This is a genomic window from Cutibacterium avidum ATCC 25577, from assembly GCF_000227295.1.
GTDB classification, from domain to species: Bacteria; Actinomycetota; Actinomycetes; order Propionibacteriales; family Propionibacteriaceae; genus Cutibacterium; species Cutibacterium avidum.
Genome location: NZ_JH165055.1, coordinates 1 through 5,520 on the forward strand (window position 1 = coordinate 1; position 5,520 = coordinate 5,520).

Annotated in this window: 3 rRNA genes; all 3 read left to right on the top strand. The window is 55.3% G+C overall.

Annotation, left to right across the window (positions count from 1 at the left end):
- The first annotated feature begins 365 nt into the window (after positions 1–365).
- Positions 366–1,888: ribosomal RNA gene (locus HMPREF9153_RS11455) — 16S ribosomal RNA — on the top strand.
- Between the two features lie 272 nt (positions 1,889–2,160).
- A 23S ribosomal RNA gene (locus HMPREF9153_RS11460) occupies positions 2,161–5,245 on the top strand.
- Positions 5,246–5,354: 109 nt separating this feature from the next.
- Positions 5,355–5,471 (top strand): 5S ribosomal RNA (gene rrf / locus HMPREF9153_RS11465).
- Together the 16S, 23S and 5S rRNA genes form the textbook arrangement of a ribosomal RNA operon.
- Positions 5,472–5,520 lie beyond the last annotated feature (49 nt).

Here is a 5,520-nt window from a genome sequence, read left to right on the forward strand (position 1 = left end):
GTAAGGTTGATTGGGTTGCTGCCTTTGTTGGTGGTGGTCTGATTGTGGCTGGTTTTGCTGGCTGGTTCTGATTCTGCGGGTTTTGCGGGGTTGGGGTTGGTGTGGTAGGGTTGGTCGGGTCGCCTCGGGGTGGTCCTGCTTGTGATGGGTGGGGTTGTTCTGGTGGGTGTGATGCTTGAGAACTCAACAGTGTGTCTTTGATAGTCAATGATTTTTTGATGCATCTATGGATGTGTCGGATTTGTTTATGAATTCCTTTGTGATTCTGGACATGGACTGATTTTTTGGTCAGTGTTTGGGGTTAGTGTTTTGGATTCTCTTGTGACATCGTTTGCCTGCACTGTGTGTGGGTGGGTGATATTTTTTCATTGGAGAGTTTGATCCTGGCTCAGGACGAACGCTGGCGGCGTGCTTAACACATGCAAGTCGAACGGAAAGGCCCCTTCGGGGGTACTCGAGTGGCGAACGGGTGAGTAACACGTGAGTAACCTGCCCTTGACTTCGGGATAACTTCAGGAAACTGGGGCTAATACCGGATAGGAATCCTTGCTGCATGGTGGGGGTTGGAAAGCTTCGGCGGTTTTGGATGGACTCGCGGCTTATCAGCTTGTTGGTGGGGTAGTGGCTTACCAAGGCTTTGACGGGTAGCCGGCCTGAGAGGGCGACCGGCCACATTGGGACTGAGATACGGCCCAGACTCCTACGGGAGGCAGCAGTGGGGAATATTGCACAATGGGCGGAAGCCTGATGCAGCAACGCCGCGTGCGGGATGACGGCCTTCGGGTTGTAAACCGCTTTCAGCAGGGGCGAAGCTTGTGGTGACGGTACCTGCAGAAGAAGCACCGGCTAACTACGTGCCAGCAGCCGCGGTGATACGTAGGGTGCGAGCGTTGTCCGGATTTATTGGGCGTAAAGAGCTCGTAGGTGGTTGATTGCGTCGGAAGTGAAAACTTGGGGCTTAACCCTGAGCGTGCTTTCGATACGGGTTGACTTGAGGAAGGTAGGGGAGAATGGAATTCCTGGTGGAGCGGTGGAATGCGCAGATATCAGGAGGAACACCAGTGGCGAAGGCGGTTCTCTGGACCTTTCCTGACGCTGAGGAGCGAAAGCGTGGGGAGCGAACAGGCTTAGATACCCTGGTAGTCCACGCTGTAAACGGTGGGTACTAGGTGTGGGGTCCATTCCACGGATTCCGTGCCGTAGCTAACGCATTAAGTACCCCGCCTGGGGAGTACGGCCGCAAGGCTAAAACTCAAAGGAATTGACGGGGCCCCGCACAAGCGGCGGAGCATGCGGATTAATTCGATGCAACGCGAAGAACCTTACCTGGGTTTGACATGGACTGGGAGTGCTCAGAGATGGGTATGCCTCCTTGTGGGGCTGGTTCACAGGTGGTGCATGGCTGTCGTCAGCTCGTGTCGTGAGATGTTGGGTTAAGTCCCGCAACGAGCGCAACCCTCGTTCACTGTTGCCAGCACGTTATGGTGGGGACTCAGTGGAGACCGCCGGGGTCAACTCGGAGGAAGGTGGGGATGACGTCAAGTCATCATGCCCCTTATGTCCAGGGCTTCACGCATGCTACAATGGCCGGTACAAAGAGTTGCGAGCCTGTGAGGGTGAGCGAATCTCGGAAAGCCGGTCTCAGTTCGGATTGGGGTCTGCAACTCGACCCCATGAAGTCGGAGTCGCTAGTAATCGCAGATCAGCAACGCTGCGGTGAATACGTTCCCGGGGCTTGTACACACCGCCCGTCAAGTCATGAAAGTCGGTAACACCCGAAGCCGGTGGCCTAACCTGTGTGGGGGAGCCGTCGAAGGTGGGACTGGTAATTAGGACTAAGTCGTAACAAGGTAGCCGTACCGGAAGGTGCGGCTGGATCACCTCCTTTCTAAGGAGCAAGTTTTGATTGTGGCATTGTTCGAGTCGTCCCGTGTGGGGTGATGGTAATGGTGTCGTGCTTCTTGTGGAACATTGGCGTCCTGTTGTTGTGATGGGGTTGGGGGCATGCTGTTGGGGTTCTGGGGTATCACACTGTGTGTGGTGGCCTGGTGCGGTGATGCGTCATCTGTCTGTTGTGGACGGTGGTGTGTTGATTCGTGTGGTGGTTGAGAACTGTATAGTGGATGCGAGCATCTTAATTTTTTTTGTGTCTTGTGCGTTGTGCAAGTTGTTAAGTGCGATCGGTGGATGCCTTGGCACCAAGAGCCGATGAAGGACGTTGTAACCTGCGATAAGCCCTGGGGAGTTGGTAAACGAGCTGTGATCCGGGGGTGTCCGAATGGGGAAACCTGGAATGTCCGGAGTAGTGTCCGGTGACCCTGCCCTGAATGTATAGGGGTGTGGGAGGTAACGCGGGGAAGTGAAACATCTTAGTACCCGTAGGAAGAGAAAACAACCGTGATTCCGTGAGTAGTGGCGAGCGAAAGTGGATGAGGCTAAACCGTGTGTGTGTTCAAGCCGGCAGGTGTTGCATGTGCGGGGTTGTGGGGGCCTTTTGGTTCTGCTGCCGCAGGATTGGCCAGTGATAAATGTTGCGTGAAGGTGAAGCGTCTGGGAAGGCGTACCGGAGTGGGTGAGAGTCCCGTAACTGTAAGCGTGGCACTGGTGAGGGTTGCCCCAAGTAGCGTGGAACTCGTGGAATTTCGCGTGAATCTGGCGGGACCACCCGTCAAGCCTAAATACTCCTTGGTGACCGATAGTGTATTAGTACCGTGAGGGAATGGTGAAAAGTACCCCGGGAGGGGAGTGAAATAGTACCTGAAACCGGTCGCATACAAGCCGTCAGAGCCTTGTGGGGTGATGGCGTGCCTTTTGAAGAATGAGCCTGCGAGTTAGTGATGCGTGGCGAGGTTAACCTGTGTGGGGGAGTCGTAGCGAAAGCGAGTCTGATAAGGGCGTGAGTCGCGTGTTCTAGACCCGAAGCGGTGTGATCTATCCATGGCCAGGATGAAGCGTCGGTAAGACGTCGTGGAGGTCCGAACCCACTTCAGTTGAAAATGGAGGGGATGAGCTGTGGATAGGGGTGAAAGGCCAATCAAACACCGTGATAGCTGGTTCTCCCCGAAATGCATTTAGGTGCAGCGTTGCGTGGTTCTTGTCGGAGGTAGAGCACTGGATGGTCTAGGGGGCCTATCAGCTTACCGAAATCAGCCAAACTCCGAATGCCGGCAAGTGGAGCGTAGCAGTGAGACGGCGGGGGATAAGCTTCGTCGTCGAGAGGGAAACAGCCCAGATCATCAGCTAAGGCCCCTAAGTGGTAGCTCAGTGGAAAAGGATGTGGAGTTGCGCAGACAGCCAGGAGGTTGGCTTGGAAGCAGCCATCCTTGAAAGAGTGCGTAATAGCTCACTGGTCAAGTGATTCCGCGCCGACAATGTAGCGGGGCTTAAGTTATCCGCCGAAGCTGTGGCAAACCCGTTTTGCGGGTTTGGGTAGGGGAGCGTCCTGTACGAGGTGAAGCTGCCGGGTGACCGTGTGGTGGATTGTGCGGGAGTGAGAATGCAGGCATGAGTAGCGAATGACGGGTGGGAAACCCGTCCGCCGATTATCCAAGGGTTCCAGGGTCAAGTTAATCTGCCCTGGGTGAGTCGGGACCTAAGGCGAGGCCGACAGGCGTAGTCGATGGATAACCAGTTGATATTCTGGTACCGGCTTGTCACCGTCCGTGTCGAGGTGTGTGATGCTAAGCGTGCGAGCCTGCCATTGTGATGTCTTTGATGTTGTGGTGGTGTGGTGAGTGTGTGAACCGATCATGTAGTAGGCAAGCTGCGGAGGGACGCAGTGAGGTAGCTCATCCCCGGCGATGGTTGTCCGGGGCTAAATGTGTGGACCGTCTGGTAGGTAAATCCGCTGGGCATATGGTTGAGGCATGATGGCGAGCCCACGTGTGTGGGTGAGTGAGTGATCCTGTACTGTCGAGAAAAGCTTCGTGAGCGAGGTGGCTGGTCCGCCCGTACCCTAAACCGACACTGGTGGATAGGTAGAGTATACCGAGGCGATCGAGATCATCATGGTGAAGGAACTCGGCAAAATGCCCCCGTAACTTCGGGATAAGGGGGACCTGAACTGTCAAGGCCTGTACGGCTGGTAGCAGTGAGGGGCGCAGAGACCAGGGGGAAACGACTGTTTACCAAAAACACAGGTCCGTGCGAAGTCGTAAGACGATGTATACGGACTGACTCCTGCCCGGTGCTGGAAGGTTAAGGGGAACTGTTAGCGTTGGCGAAGCGGTGAACTTAAGCCCCAGTAAACGGCGGTGGTAACTATAACCATCCTAAGGTAGCGAAATTCCTTGTCGGGTAAGTTCCGACCTGCACGAATGGAGTAACGATTTCCCTACTGTCTCCACCATGAACTCGGTGAAATTGCAGTACGAGTAAAGATGCTCGTTACGCGCAGCAGGACGGAAAGACCCCGGGACCTTTACTATAGTTTGGTATTGGTGATTGGGACGACTTGTGTAGGATAGGTGGGAGACTGTGAAGTGGCCACGCTAGTGGTTGTGGAGTCATTGTTGAAATACCACTCTGGTCGTTCTGGTTATCTAACTTTGGGCCGTGATCCGGTTCAGGGACAGTGCCTGATGGGTAGTTTGACTGGGGCGGTCGCCTCCTAAAAGGTAACGGAGGCGCCCAAAGGTTCCCTCATCCTGGTTGGTAATCAGGTGTCGAGTGTAAGTGCACAAGGGGGCTTGACTGTGAGACTGACAGGTCGAGCAGGGACGAAAGTCGGGACTAGTGATCTGACGGTGGCTTGTGGACGCGCCGTCACTCAACGGATAAAAGGTACCCCGGGGATAACAGGCTGATCTTGCCCGAGCGCTCATAGCGACGGCATGGTTTGGCACCTCGATGTCGGCTCGTCGCATCCTGGGGCTGGAGTCGGTCCCAAGGGTTGGGCTGTTCGCCCATTAAAGCGGCACGCGAGCTGGGTTCAGAACGTCGTGAGACAGTTCGGTCCCTATCCGCTGCGCGCGGAGGAATCTTGAGAAGGGCTGTCCTTAGTACGAGAGGACCGGGACGGACTGACCTCTGGTGTGCCAGTTGTTCTGCCAAGGGCATGGCTGGTTGGCTACGTCGGGTTGTGATAACCGCTGAAAGCATCTAAGCGGGAAGCACGCTTCAAGATGAGGGTTCCTGCAGATGAATCTGGTAAGGTCTCCGGTAGACGACCGGGTTGATAGGCCAGGCGTGGACGCATCGTAAGGTGTGGAGCTGACTGGTACTAATAGACCGAGGACTTACACAACATTCGCACGCGTACACAAAACGTTTTCGTATTGACTCGCATCCACTATATGGCTCCCAACCCCCACCCGAGGAGCACAATATACAGGCCTTCACAGGCCCCCATATTTTCCGGTGGCCATAGCGGAAGGGAAACACCCGGTCCCATACCGAACCCGGTAGTTAAGCCTTCCAGCGCCGATGGTACTGCACGAGGGATCGTGTGGGAGAGTAGGACGCTGCCGGAATCACTCCTTCACGCGTGTGGAGACGAGGTTGATCCTTGTCTCCACACGC